Annotated in this window: 21 protein-coding genes; 9 read left to right on the top strand and 12 right to left on the bottom strand. The window is 60.7% G+C overall.

Going from position 1 to position 26005, the window contains the following annotated elements:
* Window positions 1-2 precede the first annotated feature (2 nt).
* Entirely contained in the window at window positions 3-332 is a 330-nt protein-coding gene (locus tag ACVWVP_RS18925) for a PA4575 family protein (RefSeq protein ID WP_178919521.1), read from the bottom strand.
* A 318-nt stretch (window positions 333-650) separates the two neighbouring features.
* Window positions 651-3089, bottom strand: a complete 2439-nt coding sequence (locus ACVWVP_RS18930; RefSeq protein WP_178919519.1) for a Lon protease family protein — start codon at window positions 3087-3089, stop codon at window positions 651-653.
* A gap of 267 nt (window positions 3090-3356) precedes the next feature.
* Between ACVWVP_RS18930 and ACVWVP_RS18935 the strand changes: the two genes are divergently transcribed.
* The 6 genes from ACVWVP_RS18935 to ACVWVP_RS18960 all read left to right on the top strand — a co-directional run bounded on the left by ACVWVP_RS18935 (window position 3357) and on the right by ACVWVP_RS18960 (window position 8626).
* Entirely contained in the window at window positions 3357-3845 is a 489-nt protein-coding gene (locus ACVWVP_RS18935; protein ID WP_176998451.1) for a DUF3015 domain-containing protein, read from the top strand.
* Window positions 3846-3936: 91 nt separating this feature from the next.
* Window positions 3937-5790 (top strand): Lnb N-terminal periplasmic domain-containing protein, encoded by a 1854-nt coding sequence (locus tag ACVWVP_RS18940; RefSeq protein WP_259175151.1) that lies wholly within the window; start codon window positions 3937-3939, stop codon window positions 5788-5790.
* 112 nt (window positions 5791-5902) lie between these two features.
* Window positions 5903-6202: a chorismate mutase gene (locus tag ACVWVP_RS18945; protein WP_259175150.1), complete on the top strand. Its 300-nt coding sequence runs from the start codon at window positions 5903-5905 to the stop codon at window positions 6200-6202.
* A 217-nt stretch (window positions 6203-6419) separates the two neighbouring features.
* Window positions 6420-7505: a type I restriction endonuclease gene (locus ACVWVP_RS18950; protein WP_259175149.1), complete on the top strand. Its 1086-nt coding sequence runs from the start codon at window positions 6420-6422 to the stop codon at window positions 7503-7505.
* A 205-nt stretch (window positions 7506-7710) separates the two neighbouring features.
* Entirely contained in the window at window positions 7711-8067 is a 357-nt protein-coding gene (locus ACVWVP_RS18955) for a hypothetical protein (RefSeq protein ID WP_457407566.1), read from the top strand.
* 70 nt (window positions 8068-8137) lie between these two features.
* Window positions 8138-8626 carry a GreA/GreB family elongation factor gene (locus tag ACVWVP_RS18960; protein ID WP_457407567.1) on the top strand — a complete coding sequence of 163 codons (489 nt, stop codon included), beginning with the start codon at window positions 8138-8140 and terminating at the stop codon, window positions 8624-8626.
* On the opposite strand, the gene gdhA is transcribed toward ACVWVP_RS18960, so the two are convergent.
* Entirely contained in the window at window positions 8623-9960 is a 1338-nt protein-coding gene (gdhA, locus tag ACVWVP_RS18965) for an NADP-specific glutamate dehydrogenase (protein WP_178919513.1), read from the bottom strand. The two genes, ACVWVP_RS18960 and gdhA, sit on opposite strands and share 4 nt — an antisense overlap.
* A gap of 360 nt (window positions 9961-10320) precedes the next feature.
* A complete protein-coding gene (ettA, locus tag ACVWVP_RS18970; RefSeq protein ID WP_178919511.1) occupies window positions 10321-11985 on the bottom strand; it encodes an energy-dependent translational throttle protein EttA in 1665 nt (554 codons plus the stop codon).
* Window positions 11986-12269: 284 nt separating this feature from the next.
* On the opposite strand from ettA, the gene ACVWVP_RS18975 reads away from it, so the two are divergent.
* Together ACVWVP_RS18975 and glyA are read left to right on the top strand one after the other, a co-directional pair.
* Window positions 12270-16121 (top strand): sensor domain-containing protein, encoded by a 3852-nt coding sequence (locus ACVWVP_RS18975; RefSeq protein ID WP_178919510.1) that lies wholly within the window; start codon window positions 12270-12272, stop codon window positions 16119-16121.
* 240 nt (window positions 16122-16361) lie between these two features.
* Entirely contained in the window at window positions 16362-17615 is a 1254-nt protein-coding gene (gene glyA / locus ACVWVP_RS18980; protein WP_058427701.1) for a serine hydroxymethyltransferase, read from the top strand.
* A gap of 56 nt (window positions 17616-17671) precedes the next feature.
* Here the strand turns inward: glyA and ACVWVP_RS18985 are convergent, their stop codons facing one another.
* The 5 genes from ACVWVP_RS18985 to ACVWVP_RS19005 all read right to left on the bottom strand — a co-directional run bounded on the left by ACVWVP_RS18985 (window position 17672) and on the right by ACVWVP_RS19005 (window position 22679).
* Window positions 17672-18412, bottom strand: a complete 741-nt coding sequence (locus ACVWVP_RS18985) for a hypothetical protein (protein ID WP_457407569.1) — start codon at window positions 18410-18412, stop codon at window positions 17672-17674.
* Window positions 18413-18522: 110 nt separating this feature from the next.
* A complete protein-coding gene (locus ACVWVP_RS18990) occupies window positions 18523-19179 on the bottom strand; it encodes a YopT-type cysteine protease domain-containing protein (RefSeq protein ID WP_256732816.1) in 657 nt (218 codons plus the stop codon).
* Window positions 19180-19280: 101 nt separating this feature from the next.
* Window positions 19281-20243: a GTPase gene (yjiA, locus tag ACVWVP_RS18995; RefSeq protein WP_457407571.1), complete on the bottom strand. Its 963-nt coding sequence runs from the start codon at window positions 20241-20243 to the stop codon at window positions 19281-19283.
* A 156-nt stretch (window positions 20244-20399) separates the two neighbouring features.
* Window positions 20400-20597, bottom strand: coding sequence for a YbdD/YjiX family protein (locus tag ACVWVP_RS19000; protein ID WP_003194308.1), 198 nt, complete (start codon window positions 20595-20597; stop codon window positions 20400-20402).
* A gap of 15 nt (window positions 20598-20612) precedes the next feature.
* Window positions 20613-22679 carry a carbon starvation CstA family protein gene (locus ACVWVP_RS19005; protein ID WP_178919504.1) on the bottom strand — a complete coding sequence of 689 codons (2067 nt, stop codon included), beginning with the start codon at window positions 22677-22679 and terminating at the stop codon, window positions 20613-20615.
* Window positions 22680-22854: 175 nt separating this feature from the next.
* Between ACVWVP_RS19005 and ACVWVP_RS19010 the strand changes: the two genes are divergently transcribed.
* Window positions 22855-23223 carry a PilZ domain-containing protein gene (locus tag ACVWVP_RS19010; RefSeq protein ID WP_178919502.1) on the top strand — a complete coding sequence of 123 codons (369 nt, stop codon included), beginning with the start codon at window positions 22855-22857 and terminating at the stop codon, window positions 23221-23223.
* Between the two features lie 3 nt (window positions 23224-23226).
* Here the strand turns inward: ACVWVP_RS19010 and ACVWVP_RS19015 are convergent, their stop codons facing one another.
* From ACVWVP_RS19015 to ACVWVP_RS19025, 3 genes are read right to left on the bottom strand one after another with little or no spacing between them, the layout of a single operon-like run.
* On the bottom strand, window positions 23227-23952 hold the full coding sequence (locus ACVWVP_RS19015) for a hypothetical protein (protein ID WP_457407572.1): 726 nt from the start codon (window positions 23950-23952) through the stop codon (window positions 23227-23229).
* Window positions 23953-23968: 16 nt separating this feature from the next.
* Window positions 23969-25336, bottom strand: a complete 1368-nt coding sequence (radA, locus tag ACVWVP_RS19020) for a DNA repair protein RadA (protein ID WP_016973846.1) — start codon at window positions 25334-25336, stop codon at window positions 23969-23971.
* Window positions 25337-25371: 35 nt separating this feature from the next.
* Window positions 25372-25911 carry an ankyrin repeat domain-containing protein gene (locus ACVWVP_RS19025; protein WP_457407573.1) on the bottom strand — a complete coding sequence of 180 codons (540 nt, stop codon included), beginning with the start codon at window positions 25909-25911 and terminating at the stop codon, window positions 25372-25374.
* Between the last annotated feature and the right edge of the window lie 94 nt (window positions 25912-26005).

Consider the following 26005-nt stretch of genomic DNA (forward strand, 5'->3'; position numbering starts at 1 on the left):
CTTCAGTGATGGGTATCACTGACGGTCTGTGAACGCCCGCCGTTGAGCTGTCGCAGGTGGGCCTGCATGTGCAGGCTCCAGATCTGCGGGTCGCCCGCTTTCTCGTAGCCGTGCAGCGTGAGGCTGTCGACAATCGATTCCAGGATGGTTTCTGCCACGAAGGGCCCATGAAACGGGCCCTGGGACTTGATGGTGGACGGCTGTTCGCCGGTCATTCCGGCCGCAAACAGCAAGGTCCACATTCCGTTATCCCCGGCAAGCGGGCGAATGGAGCATTCGATACGGGTGACCAGGCCCAGGCATTGACGGGTAAGGCAAAGGTTGCGCGGCATGGCGGCGACCCTCGGTAGATCGGTGTTCAACCTCAGCGCACGGCGAGGCTGTCTCTATCCAGCGACTCCTGTGGATATCCCTTGAGCAGAGAATAGAAGAAAACCGCGACAAACCAAGGTTGTAGGGACCAACGGACGTTGCCCCCTGACAAACGAGTCAAAAATATGGCGAACTACCCGCCATTCCCAAGCACACCACTGAACCCATGTGGGAGCGGGCTTGCTCGCGAAGGCGGTGGATCAGCCACTTATAAGTCGACTGACACACCGCCTTCGCGAGCAAGCCCGCTCCCACATTGACTGCACTCCGACTAAAAATCAGGTGGGTTTGGCTTCGGCCAGTGCTTGCTGTGCCAGCTCCTTTTCCGCCTCTTTCAGGTCTTCCTCGCTGATCATCTCGGCAATCGCACGCAAGCGCTCGACCACACGGGCATTGACGGTGCCCTCCGGGAATTGCCCCTCGGCATCCGGCTCACCGGCATCCTCGCCCACCAACAGGCTCAACGCCTCGTCCGCCTGGCGCACCGCATAAATATGGAACTGCCCGGCCCGCACGGCCTGCAGCACCTTCTCATCGAGCATCAGCGTGGCCACGTTGGCCTGGGGAATGATCGCCCCTTGCTCACCGGTCAAGCCGCGCGCTTCGCACAGGCGGAAGAAGCCTTCGATTTTCTCGTTGACCCCGCCCACCGCCTGCACTTCGCCGAACTGGTTGATCGAGCCGGTAATGGCAAAGCACTGCTTGAGCGGCGTCTTCGACAGGGCCGAAATCAAGGTGCAGGCCTCGCCCAGGGACGCACTGTCGCCGTCCACATAACCGTAGGACTGCTCCAGCGCGATGCTCGCCGAGATCGCCAACGGGAATTCCTGGGCATAACGGCTGCCCAGGTAACCGGTGAGGATCATCACGCCCTTGGAGTGAATCGGCTGACCGAGGTTGACCTCACGCTCGATGTCGACAATGCCGCTGCCGCCCGGGTACACCGTGGCGGAAATCCGCGCCGGCACGCCGAAGGCCGAGTCGCCGACTTCCAACACCGTCAGCCCGTTGCACTTGCCCACAGCGGCACCTGCGGTGTCGATCAGAATGACCCCGGCGAGCATGTCGTCGAGAATCCGCGCCGACACGCGCCCGGTGCGCGTGGCCTTGGCCTTGAGCGCCCGCTCGATATGCCCCGCGTCGGTCATCTCGTCGCCCGCCAGGTGACGGATGAAATCCGCCTCGCTGACCAGCTGGAACAAGTCGCCAATACGCGCCGACAAACGGCCCTGATGCTCGGCCAAGCGTGCGCTGTAGGTGGCCAGGCGCGCCACCGCGTCCGACGTCAGCGGCGCCATGCCTTCTTCCGAGGTGCGGGTTTTGAGCAACTGGGCGAACTGCTCCAGGCTCTCGTCCACCATCGGGATGTCTTCGTCGAAGTCCACCAGCACCCGGAACATCTCCTGGAAGTCCGGATCGGCGTCTTGCAGCGCGTAGTACAGCTGGCGCGAACCGATGATGATCACCTTGACCTGCAACGGAATCATCTGCGGGTTGAGCGTGACGGTGGCCAGGCGGCCCAGTTCGCCCAACGGCGACTCCATCTTCAGCTTGCGCGACTGCAGGGAACGCTTGAGCGCATCCCACACAAATGGCTCGCCGAGCATTTTCTCGGCTTCGAGGATCAAAAAGCCGCCATTGGCGCGGTGCAAAGCGCCAGGGCGCAATTGCCGGTAGGTGGTGTAGAGCGCGCCCTGGTCGGTGCTGTACTCGATACGGCCGAACAGGTTGTCATAGGTCGGGTGCGGTTCAAACACCACCGGCGCGCCGCCGTTGATCGGGTGGCCCACCACCAGGCTCGGGCAGTATTGCTCCTCAAGCAGCTTGCGCGCCTGGGCGTCGGTCTTGGCATCATCCACCAATTGCTCGACCACGGTTTTCAGCAGGTACACCTGCATGGCTTGCAGGTAGCCGCAGACTGCCGCGTTTTCTGCGTACTTTTCCGACAGCGGTGAGAGCAACGGCTGCAGGGCCAGGGTGATGGTTTCTTCGTTGAACTGACGCAGTTGGTTGTTCGACTCGCGCTTCCACTGCGGCAGGCTGGCCAACTCTTCGTTGAGGCGCTCTTCCAACTCGGAAATATCCGTGTGGAAGCGCTCGCGGTCGGCCTCCGGCAGCTGCGAAAACTCGGCTTCGTCCAGCGCCTTGCCGTCGAGCATCGGGGTGAAGGCGATGTTCGAACTGTCGCGGTACAGCGCCACGTCCTTTTCCAATGCCAGGCGTTCGATCACGTCCAGGGCCTTGTCGTAGCGCTGGTTGAAGGCGCGGTCGATGGCACTTTTGCGCTGTTGGTAGGTGGGGTGTTCGAACACGGCCGGGAAGGTGGCCACCAGGTTGTCGATCAACCCGCTGATGTCACTGATGAACGCCGCCGCGCCGCCCGCTGGCAATTCCAGCGCACGGGGTTCGCGGGGCTCATCGAAATTATTCACATAGACCCAGTCCGACGGGGTCTGTAGGCGTTTACCTTCTGCCTTCAGGTAGCGTTTGACGAACGAAAAGCGGCCAGTACCGGGCTCGCCCATGACAAACACGTTGTAACCGGGGCGTGGCATGGCCACACCGAACTGCAAGGCTTCAACCGCACGTTCCTGGCCAAGCACACCGCGAAAGGGCTCCAAATCATTGGTGGTCGAGAAGCTGAACTGTTCAGCGGAAAAAGGACGAGTCAGCGCTTCGGGCGCTAGACGCAAGCTGGCAGCAACAGGATCAGGCATCGGGCTTCCTTACATCAGGCGGGGCAGATAACGGCATTCTGGCTCTCGCTTGCGCGCTCTGGCAAGGCGAGCCTTTGGGAAAGCATAGACACGGGAGGCGTCCTACAAATAATTCGCGACATCGCTGATTGTTTTATAAAAAATCACGGAACCCCGGGAACGTGCCTAAACTCCAAACTGCGCGGGTTGGACTAATAACCGATCCCTAGGGCGCTGCAACGCGCCTGAACCCTTGTCCATTGGTTTGCACACAAAGAGAACAAAGCTATGAAACGGATCCTTCTTGGTACTCTCTTCACCGTCGTCTCCCTCAATGCAATGGCAGAAGCACCAGGCGGCCCGAACTGCGGTTGGGGCAACATGTTGTTTGAAGGCCAACGCGGTACTCCCGCTCACTTCCTGGCGTCCACCACCAACGGCACCTCCGGTAACGCCACTTTCGGCATGACCTCGGGCACCAACGGTTGCAGCACCAACAGCGCCCTGACTTATGGCGGCAAGTCCTGGATTGCCATGAATGGCATGATGAACGAGCTGTCCGAAGACATGGCCAAAGGCAATGGCGAAGCACTGACCACCTACGCGGTGGTACTGGGCGTTGCTCCAGAAGATCGCGAGCACTTCGCTGCCGTGACCCACGAGCACTTCCAACAGATCTTCAGCAAAGCCGACGTGACCGCTGACGACGTGCACACCAACACCCTCGCCGTCCTCAAGGGCGACGCCCGCCTGGCGAAATACGCCACCCAGGCTTAAGCTCGACCTGCCCGCGCCTTTCGAGGTGCGGGCTTTATTTTTGGACCCGCCTCCCCTTTGGGTCTCACTTTTTACGACTTAAGTTGCCCCTATGCTCAAACGCTTTGCCCTGTTGGCACTCTTCGCCTGCGCCCCGCTGTACGCGGCCCCGCATATTGATGATCAACGTTTGCAGCAACTGGCCAATGATCCGTTCTGGTTGTCCCTGGGCCATTACGAAGCCGGCAAGCTCAAGGGCTGGCGCAGTTACGTCAGCGACAAGAAATTCTTCCTCGCCCCCGACGGCGCCCACCATCCGGACGCCGAACTCAAGGCCACCGTTGACGCGTTGTACGCGCCGGCCAGCCTGGGCGAAAAACACGCCCAATGCGTTTACCCCGCACGCACCCGCTGGCTCAAGGATCAGTTACAACTGACCGACCTGCCTGCTGTGGACTGCAAAGAATTCAAGCAATGGTTCAAGGACGTCGCCCCCCATAGCGCGGTGATGATCTTCCCGGCGGCCTACCTCAACAGCCCGTCCTCCATGTTCGGCCACACCCTGCTGCGCATCGACCAGGCCGACGTGCAACGGGACAAGACCGCCCTGCTCAGCTACGCGATCAACTTCGGCGCCTACATCGAAGGTTCGGACAACAGCATCCTCTACGCCTGGAAAGGCCTGATGGGCGGCTACCCCGGTCTGTTCGCCCTGGTGCCCTACCAGGAAAAACTCTCCGAGTACCGTAGCTTGGAAAACCGCGACCTGTGGGAATACCGCTTGAACCTGACCCAGGTCGAGACCGAGCGCATGGTCGAGCACGTGTGGGAGCTCAAGCAGATCCAGTTCGATTACTTCTTCTTCGATGAAAACTGCTCCTACCGCCTGCTGGAGCTGCTGCAAGTGGCCCGCCCCGGGCTGCGCCTGACCGAGCAATTCCCGCTGACCGCCATCCCCACCGATACGGTCAAGGCGGTAAAGGATGCAGGGCTGGTGGAAAAGATCGACTACCGCCCTTCCCGCGAGCGCGAGCTGCTGGAGCGCGCCAAACCGCTGAGCAGTGAAGAGCAACAATGGGTACTCAAGGTCAGCGATGACCAGAAGCAACTGCAGGAGCCGGCCTTCAAGGCCCTGCCCCGCGAGCGCCAGGCCCTGATCATCGACGCCGCCTACCGCCTGGGCCGCTACCGCGCCAACGGCTTGGAGCGTGACACCGAACGCTCCCAACGCAGCTTCGAACTGCTGCGTGCGATCAACCAGAACCCGGCGCCCGACCTGAACGTCGAACGTCCCGGCCTGCCGGAAGACGGCCATGAGTCCCGCACTTGGCAAGCAGGTATCGGCACTCGTGGCGATAAAGCCTTCGGTGAATACGGCCTGCGCATGGCCTACCACGACCTCAACGACAACGCCGAAGGCTTCCCCCTCGGCGCGCAGATCGAAATCCTGCAGATGAAACTGCGCCAGTACGAAGGCAATCACTGGCAACTTCAGCAACTGGACCTCGCCACCATCCGCTCCCTGACCCCGCGCAACGCCTTGTTGCAGCCGTGGTCCTGGCAAGTCACCGGCGGCCTGGAGCGGGTACCCGGCAAGCACGACGACGAAACCCTGGTGGCCCACGTCAACGGTGGCGCCGGCGGTACGTGGCAACTGAGTGACGACATGCTCGGCTTCGCCCTCGGCACCGTGCGCGTGGAACACAACAACGACTTCAGCGAAGCCATCTCCCCCGCGGCCGGCTTCAACACCGGCGTTTTGTGGAAAAACCCGCTGGGTAACCTGAGCCTGGAAGCCAAGGGCGACTTCTTCACCAACGGCGAAGTGCGCCGCAGCCTCAGCCTGAACCAGCAATGGGAACTGTCCCGCAACCTGGGCCTGCGCCTGAGTGCCCAACGCGAGTACAGCCACCTGTCCACCCCGGTGAACGAAGTGCTGCTGGAAGTGAAGTGGTATCACTACTGACCCCAAAAACTGTAGGAGCCGGCTTGCCGGCGATCGCATCACCTCGCGGCAACTGATACACCGAGGGGCCCGCATCGCCGGCAAGCCGGCTCCTACAAGGAGATCTACCAACATGGCCGTTACCTGCTCCACCCTCGAAGAAGTCCGCAGCAACATCGACCGCCTCGACCAGCAAATCGTCACCCTGCTGGCAGAGCGCGGCCACTACGTCTCCCAAGCCGCGCGCTTTAAAAAAGACACCGACAGCGTCAAGGCGCCGCAGCGCGTCGAACAGGTGATCGCCAAAGTGCGAGCGTTATCCCAAACGGTAGGTGCCAACCCGGAGGTCACCGAGCAGGTGTACCGCGCAATGATTGCCGCGTTTATCAGGCAGGAATTGGAAGAGCATGCCGCGCTGATAGAAAGCCGCTAAAAATTACCAAATTTATCCGTCCCTTCAGAAACTTCTTCAGCCTTCTTCAAGTTACTGATAACTAAGCAGGAAATCTTGAAGGATTTTTTAGCTTTTTTGAGGAATCAAAGACTTGCTTGGGCTTAGCCTCGCTTTATGAAAATTTATGTCTAGTCTCGGATAGCAATCACATTGCCACCACGTCTATACACGGATCTGAATAGGTAAGAGGCTTACTATGGAATTTTTTGAAAAGCTCATGAGTCTGGCTGCAAAGGTTCGGTTGCAAGGCCCCGCCATTCAAACAGAAGAAGCGACAAAAAATGCTTTTGTAATGCCGTTCATCAATACGGTGTTGGGCTATGACGTATTTGACCCGCAGGAAGTAATGCCTGAATTTGTTTGCGATGTAGGCACGAAGAAAGGCGAAAAAATCGATTACGCGATCATGAAGGATGGCGAGGTTCAGATACTCATCGAATGCAAAAAAATCGGCGAGTCATTGAGCATCAATCACGCGTCTCAGCTTTTTCGATACTTTCATGTCACCAGCGCAAGAATCTCAATTCTCACTAATGGCCAGGTCTACAGGTTTTTTACCGACTTGGACGCGCCCAATAAAATGGACGAAAAGCCATTCTTGGAGTTGGATCTCCTGGATATTGATGAATATTCGGTGCCGGAACTGATCAAGCTTACCAAGTCGGCGTTCGATGTAGAGTCCATCATCAACGCCGCTGGGGAGTTGAAGTACGTCAGCCAGCTCAAAAAGCTCATCGGCACTCAAGTCAGCAAGCCAGAAGATGACTTTGTAAAATTCTTCGCATCTCGTGTCTACGAAGGGGTCATCACGCAAAAGGTGCGCGAGCAGTTTTTCGAACTGACTCGAAAAGCCTTGGCTCAGTTCTTGAATGATCAGATCAATGATCGCCTGAAGTCGGCAATGAGCGGGGCTATTCAACCAACAATGGCTTCAATACCTGTAGCAAACAGCACAAATGCAGATGCACAGGATAGAGACGAATCAGAAGACAAGATTCTTACTACGTTAGAGGAGCTGGAGGGTTATCACATCGTCCGGGCCGTCGTCCGCTCAGTGGTCGATGCTAAACGGATCGTTCAGCGAGATACACAGAGCTATTTTGGGATATTGCTGGACGACAACAACCGTAAGCCGATTTGCCGCCTTCATTTCAATCGCAGCCAGAAATATCTAGGCATATTCGACCAGGAAAAAAATGAGACACGACATGCGATCTCGTCCATTGATGAAATTTACGAGTACGCGGATCACCTTAAAAAGACTGTGGGCTACTACGAGTAAAACCTGACGACTATCGACAGGATGATGAATATGTAGTGAGCGGGCTTGCCCCGCGCGGGGCAAGCCCGCTCACTACAAAAGCATCACCAGGCCCTAGCAAGCCAGCGCCGACGGACCACACCGTTCTCACCTTCCTTTCACATCTCTCCGACGAATCCCCTTCTAGACTTCCCCTATCAGCCGTGACACGGCGAGGGAGCAGGCAATGTGGCGGTATGCGGTAATGCTGTGTGCGATGGTTTGGTTGGCCGGTTGCCAGTCCACCCATCAGGATTTGCTGGCCAAGGGTTATCCACCGGCCTTTGCCGATGGCTTTGACGACGGTTGCAGCAGCGGCCGCCAGGCGGCTGGAGTGATCAGCGGGGAATTTCGCAAGAATGTGCCGCGTTACCTCAAGGACCGCGAGTACGCCGAAGGCTGGGAGGACGGCTTCCGCCAATGCAAGGCCATGCGTGAAAACGAAGCGCTGCGCGACTACAAGGACCATCACTGGGATGACCGTGAGCGTGCCTGGCAGCAGGAGAAGGACCGCGACGCCGCCAGGGCCTATCGCTCGCAATAGGTCGCGTTCAGACATCCATCGAAACTAAAGCGCGGCGACTATGGCCCAAACGCCATAGAGGGAGAACGTCATGAGCCGAGCTTTTGTAAATGAAGACAACGCCGCCGCCCAGGCCGACCAGCCGGTGGAGCGCCAGGTCAGTGAGCAGCCCAACCGGGTGACGGCCCAAGGGTTGGCGCAGTTGCAGGCCAAGGTGGCGCAGTTGCAGCAGGCGTACAGCGTCGAATCTGCCAAAGATGACAAACAGCGCCTGGCCGACCTTGAGCGCGACCTGCGCTACTTCAATCAACGGGTGCAAAGCGCCCAGGTCGTCGCACCGGCGACTTCCACCGACAAAGTACAGATCGGCAGTTGGGTCACCTTCGCCAATGAACAGGATGAGCAGCAGCGCATCCAGCTGGTCGGCGAAGACCAGGCCGATGCCACTGCACACTTGATCAACTGGGGCTCACCGTTGGGCCGTGCATTACTGGGCGCCCGGCTCGGCGACGAAGTGCTGTGGAAACGCCCCGTCGGCGATCAGTTGATCGAAGTGCTGCTGATCGAGCCCGAGGCTTAGACGATGCCTTGGGCCAGCATCGCGTCGGCGACTTTTACGAAGCCGGCGATGTTCGCGCCTTTCACGTAGTTGACCCGGCCGTTTTCTTCGCCGTAGTGCACGCACGCATGGTGGATCGACTGCATGATGTTGTGCAGCTTGCTGTCCACTTCACCGGCAGTCCACAGCAGGCGCATGGCGTTCTGCGACATTTCCAGCCCGCTCACGGCCACGCCACCGGCGTTGGAGGCTTTGCCCGGGGCAAACAGAATGCCCGCGTCGATAAAGATATCCACAGCCTCCAGCGTGGTCGGCATGTTGGCGCCTTCGGCCACGCAGATGCAGCCATTGCGCAACAGGGTGCGCGCGGCCTCGGCGTCGAGTTCGTTCTGGGTCGCGCAGGGCAGGGCAATATCACACGCCAGCTGCCAAGGGGTCTGGCCCTTGCGGAACTCCAGGCCGAAGCGCTCAGCCAGCTCGCTGATACGCCCGCGCTGGACGTTCTTCAGTTCCAGCAGGGCCGACCATTGCGCCTCGGTCAAACCGCTTTCGGCGTAAAGAGTGCCTTCGGAGTCGGACAGGGAAATCACCTTGCCGCCCAGGTCCATGACTTTACGCGCTGCGTATTGCGCCACGTTGCCCGAACCCGACACCGCCACGCGCTTGCCTTCCACCCGCTGGCTGTTGCGCTTGAGCATCTCTTCGGCGAAGTACACACAGCCGAAACCGGTGGCTTCCGGGCGGATCAGGCTGCCGCCGTAGTTCATGCCCTTGCCGGTCAATACGGAGGTGAACTGGTTGCTCAGGCGCTTGTACTGGCCGAACAGGAAGCCGATTTCACGGGCGCCCACGCCGATATCGCCGGCTGGTACGTCCACGTCTGCGCCGATATGGCGGTACAGCTCGCTCATGAAGGCCTGGCAGAAGCGCATCACTTCGGCGTCGCTCTTGCCCTTGGGGTCGAAGTCCGAGCCGCCCTTGCCCCCGCCCATGGGCAACGAGGTCAGGGAGTTCTTGAAGGTCTGCTCGAAGGCGAGGAATTTCAGCACACCCAGGTTTACCGAAGGGTGGAACCGCAGGCCGCCCTTGTAGGGACCGATGGCGCTGTTCATCTGGATGCGGAACCCACGATTGACCTGAACCTTGCCGTGATCATCCACCCACGACACCCGGAAGGTAATGGCACGTTCCGGCTCGCAGATGCGCTCCAGGATGCCCGACGTCAGGTAGTGGGGGTTGGCTTCAAGAAACGGCCAGAGGCTGCGTAGGACTTCTTCTACGGCCTGATGAAATTCCGGCTGGTCGGGGTCGCGTTTCTTGAGGCGAGAAAGGAAAGATTCGACAGATTCGATCATGGGAAGTCTCGGCAAATTGATTGTTTTTAAATGAGATTGAGCCGGACCTTAGCAACTCATGCTGCACCTGAAAAGGGCAAAATGTCGCCTTTGTGAATTTAAATGGTGCATTAGATATAAATAAATCAGGAAAACAGGACTTTTGTGCACCTTAAAAGGGATTACCAACTCTAGGCATGCACCAGCCCGTAAATTGTCTTCGCAGGCAAGCCAGCTCCCACATTTGATCGATTTCTACTGTTGGAATGCGGTCGAATGTGGGAGCTGGCTTGCCTGCGATAAACCCACCTCGGTCCACCTGAAAAAATGCAAAAAAAAACGGAGCCCGAAGGCTCCGCTTTTTCAAACCACAGGCCCGAATCAGGCCAGTTTCTTATGACGCACACGGTGCGGCTGGGCAGCGGCTTCGCCCAGGCGCTTCTTGCGATCGGCTTCGTACTCGGTGTAGTTGCCTTCGAAGAACACCGCTTGGGAATCGTCTTCGTACGCCAGGATGTGGGTCGCGACGCGGTCAAGGAACCAGCGATCGTGAGAGATCACAATGGCGGCGCCCGGGAAGTCCAGCAGGGCTTCTTCCAGGGAACGCAGGGTTTCAACGTCAAGGTCGTTGGACGGTTCGTCGAGCAGCAACACGTTGCCGCCTTCTTTCAGGGTCAGGGCCAGGTGCAAGCGACCGCGCTCACCACCGGACAGGTCCTTGACGAACTTCTGCTGGTCGCCGCCCTTGAAGTTGAAGCGACCCACGTAGGTGCGCGACGGGATTTCATAGTTGCCGATGCGGATCTGGTCGGAGCCGTCGGAAATCTGCTGGAACACCGTCTTGCTGCCGTCCAGGTCCTCGCGGCTCTGATCAACGCAAGCAAGCTGCACGGTTTCGCCGACTTCGATGGTGCCCGAATCCGGGGTTTCCTTGCCCATCAGCATGCGGAACAGTGTGGATTTACCCGCACCGTTACCACCGATAACGCCGACGATCGCGCCTTTTGGCATGGAGAACGACAGGTTGTCGATCAGCACGCGGTCGCCATAGCCCTTGGTGACGTTCTTGAATTCGATGACCTTGTCACCCAGGCGCGGACCGGCCGGAATGTAGATCTCGTTGGTTTCCGAACGCTTCTGGAATTCCTGGGACTGCATTTCTTCAAAGCGCTGCAGACGCGCCTTGGATTTGGACTGGCGGGCCTTGGCGCCTTTGCGCACCCACTCCAGTTCTTCCTTCATGGCCTTTTCGTGAGCCGATTGCTGCTTGGACTCCTGGGCCAGACGGTCGGACTTGGCTTCCAGCCAGCCGGAGTAGTTGCCCTCGTAAGGGATACCGGCGCCGCGGTCGAGCTCGAGGATCCAGCCGGCGACGTTGTCCAGGAAGTAACGGTCGTGCGTGATCGCAACCACGGTGCCCGGGAAATCGTGAAGGAAATGCTCCAGCCAGGCGACGGAATCGGCGTCCAAGTGGTTGGTCGGTTCGTCGAGCAGCAGCATGTCGGGCGCCGACAGCAGCAGGCGGCACAGAGCCACACGGCGCTTCTCACCACCGGACAGGTGTTCGACCTTGGCATCCCACGCCGGCAGGCGCAGCGCGTCGGCGGCGACTTCCAGCTGGCGCTCCAGGTTGTGACCGTCGCCGGCCTGCAGGATGGCTTCCAGCTTGGCCTGTTCGGCGGCCAGCTTGTCGAAGTCGGCATCCGGCTCGGCGTAGGCGGCATAGACCTCGTCCAGGCGCGCCTGGGCGTCCTTGATCACGCTGACGGCCTCTTCGACCACTTCACGCACAGTCTTGGACGGGTCCAGCTGCGGCTCCTGCGGCAGGTAGCCGATGTTCAGGTCCGGCATCGGGCGGGCTTCGCCTTCGAACTCGGTGTCGACACCCGCCATGATTTTCAGCAGCGTGGACTTACCCGAACCGTTGAGGCCGAGTACGCCGATCTTGGCGCCCGGGAAGAAGGACAGCGAAATGTTTTTCAGGATTTCCCGCTTCGGCGGAACAACTTTTCCCAGCCGATGCATGGTGAAGACGTATTGAGCCATGGTAAACCTAGCGTCAGTGACTGATGAATTGAGCGGGCGGAGCCCGTGCAGGCCATGCGCCGCGCGGGCCGTTGACGGTGATCAATGCCTGCGTGCGGAAAAAGCCTGAATGTCTGGGGCTGGAACGCCCCGCGTAACCGGCAAAGCTACCTGAATGCGCTTGGTCAGTCCAGCCAGGCAAGGGCTGGCACTTTGCCACAAGTCAAGGCATGCTAGCCGCCCTCCGGGCGTCCGGCTTATAGTGCACGTCGCGCGCCAGTCCAGCCAAACCGCAGGATCACAGCTTGTCCAAAGTCACGCCGCCAACTCCCCTGCGCGCCGCTCATATAGCGCCGGGAGCGCCCCTGCACGGCACCCTCAAAGGCGCATTGGCGACGCTTGTCCTCATGTTGCTCGCACTGTTGTTCTGGCAACTGCTGGACCAGTTGCAGCAAAACCAGAAAAACCAGCAGCAATACACCATCGACTACAGCGCCGACCTGGCTGAACAGATCAGCCTGAACATGGCCCTGAGCGCAAAGATCGCGCTGAACCTGCTCCCGATGGTCGAGCCGCCGCGCAACGATGAACAGCAACAGGCCCTGATGCGCACCCTGCAACGCTCGTTGCCGGAGCTGCGCAGCGTCGCCCTGCTGGCCCCCAGCGGTGCGATGATCAGCGACAGCGCCAAGGACAGCCAGGACGGCGCCTGGCTGGAAGAGTTGGTGCAACGCAGCCACTCCCAGCCTTATTACCTGAGCAACAACAACGACGGCACCATCATCTACCTGCTGCTGCACCAGCCCAGCGGCGGTTCGCGGATGTACTGGGCGCTGCGCCTGGCACCCAGTTACCTGACCAACCTCACCCGCCAGGACGGCCAGGGTCAGCGCCCGGTGTGGGCCATCGAGAACCGCGTGAACCATCGCGTGGTCGCCCGTGACAGCGGCATGCCGGCGCAATGGGCCTCCGCCCTCACCCCGGACGAATTGAACAAGAGCGTGCTGGTCACCCCCCTGAGCAAAAGCGATTGGCAACTGCGCGGCCTGTTCGACCGCACGGCGGTGCTTGAGCAACTGCTGCCGGCGTTTATTGGCAAATGCCTGCTGGGCCTGGCGTTCTCCCTGATCCCGGTGATCGTGCTGCTGAACATGCGCCGCCGCCAGCGCCAGGTGCATGAAGGCCGGCGGCGCTACCAGGATATTTTCGAAGGCACCGGCGTGGCCCTGTGCGTGCTCGACCTGTCGGGGCTCAATGCGTTCTTCGACAGGGCGCAGTTGCACAGCCGCGAGCAATTGCACGACTGGCTGCAGGACAACCCCGCCGAGCGCCAGCAACTGCTCAAGGAACTGCGCATCACCGAGGTCAACCAGGTGGCGGTGCGCCTGCTCAACGTAGGCTCGTGCGAAGAGGCGTGGGAGCGCCTGATCGACGATTGCCCGCGCAACGCCACGGCCATCGGCTACCAGGTGCTCGAGGCGGTGCTGACCCAGCAGAAGCAGCTGGAACTGGAAATCCAGCTCAACGATGTCGCCGGCAACGAACAGTACCTGTGGCTGGTGATGCGCCTGCCGGAGCAGCAGGATGACTTCAAGGCGGTGATCCTCAGCATCAGCGACATCACCAGCCGCAAGCTGATCGAACTGTCGCTGGTGGAGCGCGAGAGCTTCTGGTCGGACGTGGTACGCACCGTGCCTGACCACCTGTATGTGCAGGACGTGATCAGCCAGCGCATGATTTTCAGCAACCACCACCTGGGCCACACCCTCGGCTACAACAAGGCCGAACTGCAGCAAATGGGCGAGTACTTCTGGGAGATCCTGCTGCACCCCGAAGACGCCGAGCATTACCACGACCTGCGCCAGCAGCAGCGCCAGGCCGGCTACAGCACCCAATTGCAATGCCAGTTGCGCTTTCGCCACCGCAACAACCAGTGGCGTCGCTTCGAGATCCGCGAACAGGCCCTGGCCCGGGACAAGACCGCCGTGGTCACGCGGATCATCGGCGTGGCCAAGGACGTGACCGACCAGATCGAAGCCAGCGAATCCCTGCGTGACAGCGAACAGCGCTACCGCATGCTGGCCGAAAGCATCAGCGACGTGATCTGCTCCACCGACAGCCAGTTGGCCCTCAACTACATCAGCCCGTCGGTCAGTGCGGTGCTGGGTTATGACGTGGACTGGGTGTTCAAGAATGGCTGGCAGTCGATCATCGCCAACCCGCAGCAACTGAGCGGCATTTATAGCCTGGTGGAGCGGGTCAGCCGCGCACTGGGCGATACCGCAGCGCTGAACCAGCTGCGCGACGAAGTGCAAACCCAACTGTTCCTGTTCGACTGCCTGCGCGCCGATGGCCGCAAGGTGCCGATCGAACTGCGCCTGGTGCTGGTGTGGGACGAGCACGGTGCATTTGAAGGCATCCTCGGCGTCGGCCGCGACATCAGCCAACAACGCCGCGCCGAGAAAGACCTGCGCATGGCGGCCACAGTATTCGAGCACTCCACCTCGGCGATCCTGATCACCGACCCGGCCGGCTATATCGTGCAGGCCAACGAAGCGTTCAGCCGGGTCAGCGGGTATGCGGTGAGCGATGTGCTCGACCAGTTGCCCAACATGCTCACCGTCGACGAGCAACAGGAAGCCCACCTACGTTATGTGCTCAAACAGTTGCACCAGCACAGCACCTGGGAAGGCGAAGTGTGGCTCAAGCGCCGCAACGGTGAGCACTACCCGGCCTGGGTCGGCATTACCGCCGTGTTCGACGATGAAGGCGACCTGGCCAGCTATGTGTGTTTCTTCAGCGATATCAGCGAGCGCAAGGCCAGCGAGCAGCGCATCCACCGCCTGGCCTACTACGACGCCCTGACTCACCTGCCCAACCGCACGCTGTTCCAGGACCGCCTGCACACCGCGCTGCAATCGGCCGAGCGGCAGAAGTCGTGGGTGGTGCTGATGTTCCTCGACCTCGACCGCTTCAAGCCGATCAACGACTCCCTGGGCCACGCCGCCGGCGACCGCATGCTCAAGGAAATGGCCACCCGCCTGTTGGGCTGCGTGGCCGAAGACGACACCGTGGCGCGCATGGGCGGCGACGAGTTCACCCTGCTCCTGCAACCGCGGGTCAGCCGCGAAATGGCGCTGAACCGGGCGATCCACGTGGCCGAGCAGATCCTGGCCAGCCTGGTAAAGCCCTTCGTGCTCGAAGGCCGTGAGTTCTTTGTGACGGCCAGTATCGGCATCGCCTTGAGCCCCCAGGACGGCAACGAGCTCAGCCAACTGATGAAAAACGCCGACACGGCGATGTATCACGCCAAGGAACGCGGCAAGAACAACTTCCAGTTCTACCAGGCCGACATGAACGCCAGTGCCCTGGAGCGCCTGGAGCTGGAAAGCGACCTGCGCCACGCCCTGGACCAGAACGAATTCGTGCTCTATTACCAACCGCAGTTCAGCGGCGACGGCAAACGCCTGACCGGCGCCGAAGCCTTGCTGCGCTGGCGCCACCCGCGTCGCGGGCTGGTGCCGCCAGGGGACTTCATCCCGGTGCTGGAAGAGTTGGGGCTGGTGGTGGACGTGGGCGACTGGGTACTCAGCGAAGCCTGCCGCCAACTCAAGACCTGGCACCAGAACAAGGTGCGCGTGCCGAAGGTGTCGGTGAACATCTCCGCGCGGCAGTTTTCGGACGGCCAGTTGGGTGAGCGCATTGCCACCATCCTCAAGGACACCGGCCTGCCACCGGCGTGCCTGGAGCTGGAGCTGACCGAAAGTATCCTGATGCGTGAAGTCAACGAAGCGATGCAGATCCTCGACAGCCTGAAAAACCTGGGCCTGAGCATCGCGGTCGACGACTTCGGCACCGGTTATTCGTCGCTCAACTACCTCAAGCAATTCCCCATCGACGTGCTGAAGATCGACCGCACCTTCGTCGACGGCCTGCCGTCCGGCGAGCAGGACGCGCAGATCGCCCGCGCCATTATCGCCATGGCCCACAGCCTCAACCTGGCGGTGATCGCCGAAGGTGTGGAAACCCACGAACAACTCGACTTCCTGCGTGAGCATGGGTGCGATGAGGTTCAGGGCTACCTGTTCGGGCGGCCGATGCCGGCGAATCGGTTCGAGGCGCAGTTCAGCAATGATGCGCTGTTCATGTTCGATTGAGACTGTGTAGTGAGGCCACTGGCCTCTTCGCGAGCAAGCCCGCTCCCACACTCGACCGCATTTCAAAGATGGAACTCGGTCAAGTGTGGGAGCGGGCTTGCTCGCGAAGGGGCCCTCACAGGCACCACTCATCCCTAAGTGAACCCCACTTGTCCGCGACATGATGTCCTTTCATATGCCATCTAAAACCCATTGGGTTAGAATGCCCTCCTTTTCTGCCCCCGATCCTTGAGGACCGCCATGTTCAGCCGTGATTTGACTATTGCCAAGTACGACGCCGATCTCTTTGCCGCCATGGAGCAAGAAGCCGTGCGCCAGGAAGAGCACATTGAGCTGATCGCTTCGGAAAACTACACCAGCCCAGCGGTGATGGAGGCTCAAGGTTCGGTCTTGACCAACAAGTACGCCGAAGGTTACCCAGGCAAGCGCTACTACGGCGGTTGCGAGTACGTCGACGTGGTTGAGCAACTGGCCATCGACCGCGCCAAAGAGCTGTTCGGCGCCGACTACGCCAACGTCCAGCCGCACGCCGGTTCCCAAGCCAACAGCGCCGTGTACCTGGCCCTGCTGCAAGGCGGCGACACCATCCTGGGCATGAGCCTGGCCCACGGTGGTCACCTGACCCACGGCGCCAGCGTTTCCTCCTCCGGCAAGCTGTACAACGCCGTCCAGTACGGTATCGATGCCAACGGCCTGATCGACTACGACGAAGTCGAGCGCCTGGCGGTCGAGCACAAGCCAAAAATGATCGTGGCCGGTTTCTCTGCCTACTCGCAGATCCTGGACTTCCCACGCTTCCGCGCTATCGCTGACAAAGTCGGCGCCTACCTGTTCGTCGACATGGCTCACGTAGCCGGCCTGGTGGCTGCGGGCGTCTACCCGAACCCGGTGCCTTTCGCTGACGTCGTGACCACCACCACCCACAAGACCCTGCGCGGTCCACGTGGCGGCCTGATCCTGGCTCGCGCCAACGCCGACATCGAGAAGAAGCTGAACTCTGCCGTATTCCCAGGCGCCCAAGGTGGCCCGCTGGAGCATGTGATCGCTGCTAAAGCGATCTGCTTCAAGGAAGCGCTGCAGCCTGAGTTCAAGACCTACCAGCAACAAGTGGTCAAGAACGCCCAGGCCATGGCCAGCGTGTTCATCGAGCGCGGCTTTGACGTAGTGTCTGGCGGTACCGAGAACCACCTGTTCCTGCTGTCGCTGATCAAGCAGGACATTTCCGGTAAAGATGCTGACGCTGCCCTGGGCAAAGCCTTCATCACCGTGAACAAGAACTCCGTGCCAAACGACCCACGTTCCCCGTTCGTCACCTCCGGCCTGCGCTTCGGCACCCCGGCTGTGACCACTCGTGGCTTCAAGGAAGCAGAGTGCAAGGAACTGGCCGGCTGGATCTGCGACATCCTGGCAGACCTGAACAACGAAGCCGTGATCGACGCGGTCCGTGAGAAGGTCAAGGCCATCTGCAAAAAGCTGCCGGTCTACGGCGCCTGATTGCAGTCGCTTGAAAAAAAGCGCTGACGGCAACGTCGGCGCTTTTTTTTGCCCGTTTAAAAGCTGCCCGAAGGTGGCAGCGCACCGCCTATCTCACGGTAGAAGTTGCTCACACCGCTATCAAAAGACTTGCCCGACAGGTGGGCGGCAAAGGTTTCCGCCACGAACTCCAGCGGGTTGGTCATGGCGTACATGCTCACCGCCGTACCGTTGTTGGCCGCCTTGAGCGTGATCGACGGGTCTTGCGCACCGAGCTTGAAGGTCCAGAACGTCTCGGGCTGATTCATCTCGTGAAGGATATGGCCGATTTCGTGGATCACCACGGTCGCGGCATGCCCATGCATCTTCGGGTCGCCGAACCAACGCTGGGTGCCGTCGTACACCTGGTCGGCGACGCCCCTTCCCGGGTCCTTGCCCAAGCCACCTTCAATGCCGTTGAGCTGGATCTGCGGGTTGTGCTGCCCGGTCTTGGGGCCCATGAAGACGGTGTATTCGGGGCCGCCGCGCAGGTTACCCATGCAGGCAATGCACGGCACGCCCTCGGTGGCCGAGCAGAGGAAGGTGATCGGCGGCAGGCTGAAGCCCTTGGCCGCCAGCACTTGCAGGGCCTTATCGATGGAAGTGCGTTTCAACTGGGCGAGCGGGTCACCGTTTTCGCTGCCGATGCTCATCATCGCCGCGCCAGGCCCGGTATAGGCCTGGTAGGTGAAAGTCATCATGCCGGTCTTGGCCCGGTAGGTCTGGGCCAGTTTGCCGTCACTCTTTCTGCCCGCTTGGATCTGTGCTGCCGTGGCCATGGGGTCGATCTCCGACGTCTGAACGTGCCTGTTGAAATAACAGTCGGTGATCGCGGTTTATTCCGACGGCCTGGGCTTCGGCTTGATGAGCAGGCCAACAGGGTGCCCGACTACAGGCGTCCCAGCTGAATCAGGTACAGCTTGTCGAATTGAAGGTCGGCCTTGACGCCTTTCATCGACACGTAATGCCGGTAGTGGTTGTACAGCTGCTTGAAGAAGGCCAGCTTGCCCTTCGACCCGATACGGTACTCGCCCGAGTTGGGGTCGAAAAAACTCATCCCGCTGCCGTCGGCGTACAAGGCAAAAGCGTGGGACGTGACGCCCTCGGTAAAGGTGCATTCCCACAGGTAATAGCCCGGCAGGGTCTCGTCGAGATGACTGGCCAATACCTCCAAGCCCGTCAGCCCGCTCGCTTCGATGGCCGAACGGCTCGACATGCCGCAGATATTGGGCGCTGCCGCGACAATTCGTTCGATGCCACGGGCGGACCTGTAGTAGCAGCGATTGAAGGAGCTGCAATCCACATCGACCTTGTACAGCGTGTCTTCCTGCCCCAGGTACTGTATGCGCCGCTGCGGCGTCTCCGACGGTTGCTGCAGCCTGCGCCGCAACCACGCAAACGCCAGCCCGATGCAGGCGCCGTTCTGCACGCCGGGCATCTCCTTGATCGCGGCGTTATTACTCAACGCCGAGCGCTGTTTGAACTTGGCGACCCGGTGCACTTTCATGCCGATCGGGGTTTTCCAGGAAACATAATTAGCCGGCATTGGCACTGCCCCCAATGCCTGCGTTGATCCGTGCCACTTTCACCATGGGTCTGCCTCTGCGATCTCACCTGCCTGATGAGATAACAGTTCGCAAGGGCAGTTTATTCCGGCTGGTACAGCTGCTGGAAACCTTGGCGGATCTTGTCTTCGGGCAGTTCATCGGCAATGAATACGATCACGCTTTCACGCGCTTCGTCCTCGGCCCATTCGGTGTCCCAATCGAAACCGTAGAGCTTGAGCACGCCCTGGAACACCAGTCGCCGGTCTTCCCCGGCGATGTTCAGCACGCCTTTGTAGCGCAGCAGCTGCTTGCCATGGTCTTCCAGCAACGCGTTCATGAACTCGCTGAGGCGGTCGATATCCAGCGGCTGGTCAGTGCGCAACACCAGGCTGGAGATGCGATCGATGGACGGCGCAGCACTCACCGGGCGCAAGCTCATGCCGGCGTTGAGGTTGAAGCCGCGCACATCGAGCAGCTCGGCCAGGTCGATGTTGCCGTGGTCGACCACACGAATCGGCGCACGGCGGTTGATACGGGTGAGACGCTGGCTGAGGGCGTCGAAGGTGGCGTCGTCCACCAGGTCACGTTTGCTCACCAGCAGGCGGTCGGCAAAGCCGATCTGGGCCTGGGCGATGGTCTGGGTCAGATGATGCTCGGCGTGAGCCGCGTCCACCAGGGTAATGATGCCGTCGAGGATGTAGCGCTCGCGCAGCTCTTCATCGATGAAAAAGGTCTGGGCCACGGGCGCTGGGTCGGCCAGGCCGGTGCACTCGATCACCAGGCGGTCGAAGGCGATTTCGCCGCTGTCCAGGCGTTCGAGCAGCAGGTACAGGGCTTTGGTCAGGTCGGTGTGGATGGTGCAGCACACGCAGCCGTTGGACAGGGTCATGACTTGCACCGGCTCGGCGCCCAATAGCTGGGTGTCGATACCGGCGTCACTGAATTCGTTTTCGATCACGGCGATTTTCAAGCCGTGCTCGGCCTTGAGCAGGTGGCGCAGCAAGGTGGTCTTGCCGGCGCCGAGAAAGCCGCTGAGGACTGTGACGGGGATGGGAGAGGACAAAAGCAGTTCTCCTTATAACTGAAGGAACACAAAACAAATGTGGGAGCGGGCTTGCTCGCGAAGGCGGTTTATCAGTCAGCACATACATCAACTGACAGACCGCCTTCGCGAGCAAGCCCGCTCCCACAGTGGATCACCGCCAGCCCGAATACCGGGTCAGCAGCACTTGGGCCCACCCTTGCCACCGTAACGGGCTTCCTGGCGTTCCCGGAAGAACGCCTTGTAGTCCATCACCGGTTTGTCCGGGTGTTTGGTTTGCATATGCTCGACGTACGTGTCGTAGTCGGGCATGCCGACCATCAGGCGCGCGGCCTGACCGAGGTATTTACCGAGGCGACTGATGTCATTGAACATGGTTGCAATCCTCGATCATGCGTCCGGTACGGCCTGGAACGGGGCTTCTTTATCCGTACGTTCCTTGTTGCCCCAGGCGGCGACACCGACCTTGAGCGCATAGAACAGGATGCTGAAGACCACGAACAGGAACAGCGCCGTCAGCGTTGCGTTGGTGTAGGCGTTCCAGATCACGTGCTGCATCTGGTCGATGCTCTTCGCCGGGGCGAGGATCTGGCCATTGGCCAATGCATCACTGTACTTCTTCGCCAGCGACAGGAAGCCGATCGCCGGGTTGGCGTCGAACAGCTTGATGAAGCCCGCGGTGGTGGTGCAGATCAGCAGCCACACGGCCGGCAGCATGGTCACCCAGATGTAGCGCTGGCGTTTCATTTTGATCAGCACAACGGTGGCAAGCATCAGCGCGATACCGGCCAGCATCTGGTTGGAGATACCGAACAGCGGCCACAAGGTGTTGATGCCACCCAGTGGGTCGATCACGCCTTGGTACAGCAGGTAACCCCACATCGCCACGCAACCTGCGGTCGCGATCAGGTTGGCGGTCCAGGACTCGGTACGTTTGAGCGCCGGAACGAAGGAACCCAGCAAGTCTTGCAGCATGAAACGACCGGCGCGGGTACCCGCATCCACTGCCGTGAGGATGAACAGCGCCTCGAACAGGATTGCAAAGTGGTACCAGAACGCCATGGTGTTCTCACCCGGCAACACGCTGTGCAGGATCTGCGCGATCCCCACTGCCAAGGTCGGCGCACCACCGGCACGGGCCAGGATCGTGGTTTCTCCGATGTCATGGGCGACCGCCGTCAAGGCTTCCGGGGTAATTGCGAAGCCCCAGCTGCTGACAGTTTGCGCCACAGCCACCACATCGCTACCCACCACGGCAGCCGGGCTGTTCATGGCGAAGTACACGCCAGGCTCGATCACCGATGCGGCAACCATCGCCATGATGGCCACGAACGACTCCATCAACATGCCGCCGTAACCGATGTAGCGCGCGTTGGTTTCGTTATCCAGCAACTTGGGCGTGGTGCCCGAGGAGATCAGCGCGTGGAAACCCGAGACCGCGCCACAGGCAATGGTGATGAACAGGAACGGGAACAGGCCGCCCTTCCACACCGGGCCGGTGCCGTCGATGAATTGGGTCAGGGCCGGCATTTTCAGCTCTGGCATGGTGACCAGGATGCCGATCGCCAGGGCGATGATGGTGCCGATTTTGAGGAAGGTGGAGAGGTAGTCACGCGGTGCCAGGATCAGCCACACCGGCAGTACCGCAGCGACGAAACCGTAGCCGATCAGCATCCAGGTGATCTGGATGCCCGTGAAGGTGAAGGCCTTGGCCCAGACCGGGTCGGCGGCAATCTGCCCGCCCAGCCAAATGGAACCCAGCAGCAACAGCACGCCGATGATCGAGATCTCGCCGATGCGGCCCGGACGGACGTAACGCATGTACACGCCCATGAACATCGCGATCGGGATGGTCGCCATCACGGTGAAGATGCCCCATGGGCTCTCGGCCAGGGCCTTGACCACGATCAGCGCCAGCACCGCGAGGATGATGATCATGATCAGGAAGCAGCCGAACAGCGCGATGGTCCCCGGGATACGCCCCATTTCTTCGCGGACCATGTCCCCCAGGGAACGGCCGTTGCGACGAGTGGACAGGAACAAGACCATGAAGTCCTGCACCGCACCGGCCAGCACCACGCCGGCAATCAGCCAGAGCGTGCCGGGCAGGTAGCCCATTTGCGCCGCCAGCACCGGGCCGACCAGCGGGCCTGCACCGGCAATCGCCGCAAAGTGGTGACCGAAAAGGATGTGTTTGTTGGTCGGCACATAGTCCAGACCGTCATTGTTGAGCACTGCGGGGGTGGCCCGTCGTGGATCGAGTTGCATCACGTTATTCGCGATGAACAGGCTGTAGTAGCGGTATGCAACCAGGTAGATGGCCACCGCAGCGACCACAATCCACAAGGCGTTGATCGCCTCGCCGCGGCGCAAGGCCACTACGCCCAGGGCGCACGCTCCTACGATTGCCAGCACCAGCCAGGGTAGGTGGCGTAGCAGGCTATTATTATTTTTCATTTTTATATTCCAGCCAGGGTGGACAGAAAGGACAGCCATCCCGAGTTTAGCGCTGTTGGCTTCAAAGACCACCCCCCTACGTTGGTCTAGAGCCTTGCCATCGCAAAAAAAGCAGAAATAAAAGCCGGGTGATGGCGCAAGGCTACAATCCTTCTATTCACAGAGGGTTTAACCAATGACCGAGCAACCGTCTGACCGCCGCCGTTTTCGACGTATCGCCTTTGATGCCAGGACGACCATTGCCCAGGACAGCTGGAATTCGCCGGTGCAACTGGTGGACTTGTCGCTGCACGGGTTGCTGGTGGAGCGCCCTGACGACTGGCGAGGCAATGGCAAGCGCCTATTTGACGTGGATATCCGGCTGGACCCACAGGCGCATATCAAGATGCAGGTAAAGCTGGCCCATGACGATCACGGGCAGTTGGGTTTTGTGTGCAAGGAAATTGACTTGGAATCGATCAGCCACCTGAAGCGACTGGTCGAACTGAACCTGGGCGATGAGGATGAGCTGCACCGCGAACTGGGTGCATTGCTCGAGGTTTAGCCTTCAGGGAAACGCCGTACGTGCCGGGAAGTCGCCTTCCGACTCCCAGAAGCCGGCTTTCTGAGTCGACGCAGCCTGCCACAGGCCGTCGGCAAAACGGTAGGTGGTGTAACGGGTGACAAAGTCTTCGTCGCCGTCACCGTCCATGAAGGACGACACTTGCAGCAGTTCATCCACGCCGCCAGCGGCGGGCGTCGCAGCTTGCCAGGCGGCCTTGCCGGTCTGGGCCAGGGTCAGTGGCTTGACCTTGCCATCGGTGCCTTTGAAAGCCATTGGTTTGAGGTGTTGTGTGGCGGGCATCAGCAGTTGCGTGGCCGGGCCGCTGTAGCTGCCCATGGGCGCGGTCTGGTCGATGGTCAAAAAATACACAGGTTGCGGCAACCCCTTGAGCGACGCCTTTTTGAGTTCGGCCAGCGGGTAGCCGAGGTCTTCGTGGGCGATCACCTCGCCGGAAGCCGACACCAGCTGCACCTGGGCCTCCAGCAACGGGTTTTCCACCAGGTCGCCAGGCTCGTCGAAGGAGTCCTCATCGAGCCCGTTGCCCCAACTGTCCTTGTGCAGTTGAGCGCTGATGCGCTGGTCCTCCAGCACCTGCAGGACACTGCCGTCCTCCGTCGCCAGCTTTTGCGCCAGGCGGTAACCCGCTGGCAGTTCAGCCCATGCCAACGCGGGCAACCCGGCCAAGGCCACAAACAGGGCGAGCGCGCCCCAGTATTTCGAACGTTGCATGGCATCCCTCCCTGGCTTATTCAAAAAGTGCATCCAACGCCTGCTCCAGGCGCGTGACAGCAATGATCTGCAAGCCCGGCGGCGACTCCTTAGGCGCGTTGCCCTTGGGCACGATCGCGCGTTTGAAGCCGTGCTTGGCCGCTTCCTTCAGGCGCTCCTGGCCACTGGGCACCGGGCGCACTTCGCCCGACAGGCCCACCTCGCCAAACACCAGCAGGTCGTGAGGCAACGGCCGGTTGCGCAGGCTCGACATGACCGCCGCCATCAACGCCAGGTCGGACGCGGTCTCCAGCACCTTGACCCCGCCGACCACGTTGAGGAACACGTCCTGATCGTGGGTCGGAATGCCGCCGTGACGGTGCAACACCGCGAGCAACATGGCCAGGCGGTTCTGATCCAAGCCCAACGTCACGCGGCGTGGGTTGGCCAAGTGGCTGTCATCGACCAGGGCTTGCACCTCCACCAGCATTGGCCGGGTGCCTTCCCACGTCGCCATTACCACGCTGCCCGGGACTTCTTCCTGAGCACGTGTGAGAAAAATCGCCGATGGATTGGAGACTTCTTTCAAGCCCCGGTCGGTCATGGCAAACACGCCCAACTCGTTCACTGCACCGAAACGGTTCTTCACCGCGCGCAACAGGCGCAGGCGGCCATCGGACTCGCCTTCGAAATACAGCACGGTGTCGACCATATGCTCCAGCACCCGTGGCCCGGCCAGCGCGCCCTCTTTGGTCACATGGCCCACCAGGAAGATCGCCGTGCCACTCTGCTTGGCATAGCGCACCAGCAGTGCCGCACTTTCGCGCACCTGGGACACGCCGCCCGGCGCCGATTGCAGTTGTTCGGTGAAAATCGTCTGGATCGAGTCGATCACCATCACCTTGGGCTTTTCGATGCGCGCCGTGGCGATGATGCTTTCAATGCAGGTTTCGGTCATGACCCGCAGCTGGTCCTGGGGCAGGCCCAGGCGCCGTGCGCGCATGGCCACTTGTTGCTGGGATTCCTCACCGGTGACGTACAGCGCCGGCATGCGGCTGGCGATGCTGCACAGGGTCTGCAGCAGGATGGTCGACTTGCCGATGCCCGGGTCGCCGCCGATCAACACCACCGAGCCGTCCACCAGGCCGCCGCCGAGCACTCGGTCCAGCTCACCGGAAGCGGTGGAGAAGCGCGGGATTTCTTCGACGCTGACTTCGGCCAGGGTCTTGATCTGCGCCTGCTGCCCGGTCCAACCGGCACGGCCGGTGGGGGCCGCGGCGCCACCGCTTTCGATCATGGTTTCAGTCAGGGTGTTCCACGCACCGCACTCGGTGCACTGGCCGGCCCACTTGGGAAAGGTCGCGCCGCACTCCGTGCAGCCGTACATGCGCTTGGCCTTTGCCATTTGAGAACCTCCAACCGAAAAACCGCGATGATAGCTCAGCGCGGCGCCGGGGTCCGGATTTCACCACTGGCCAATCGTGAAGCACTGTTGCCGATCGGGTCTTCGGCATTCAGGTCGGCGCCCTTGGCCTTGAGGGTATCGAGCAGCTCGACCCGCTTGAACAGCCCGGCGTACATGGCGGCGGTCTGCCCGGCACCGTTGCGCTGGTCGGGGTTGCAGTCGGTGGCCAGCAGGCGCTGGGCGATTTTCAGCTCACCCTTGAAGATCGCGCCCATCAGTGCGGTGTTGCCGCGCTTGTCCTGCACACAGGCGTCGGCGCCGGCGCTGAGCAAGCGCTCCACGAACGGACCCTGGCCGTGGTAGGCGGCGAGGATCAGCGCGGTGTAGCCCTTGTCGTCTTGGGTGTTGAGGCTGTAGCCGGACTCGATAAAGGTGTTGAGCATGTCGAGGTCGCCACGGCGGGCGGCGTCGAAGTAATAATCCTGCAGTTGTGCCTTGAGCTTCGCAGGGTCGGCAGGCTCGGCCCATGCGCCGAACGCCAGGCAAGCCAGCACGGCGCCCATCAAGATTCGCATCACACATCCTCCGTAAAACACGCCCTTTGTAGGAGCCGGCTTGCCGGCGATGAGGCCCTTGAAGATTGCATATATTTCAACGGCGCCATCGCCG

The sequence above is a fragment of the Pseudomonas sp. TE24901 genome (assembly GCF_054058375.1).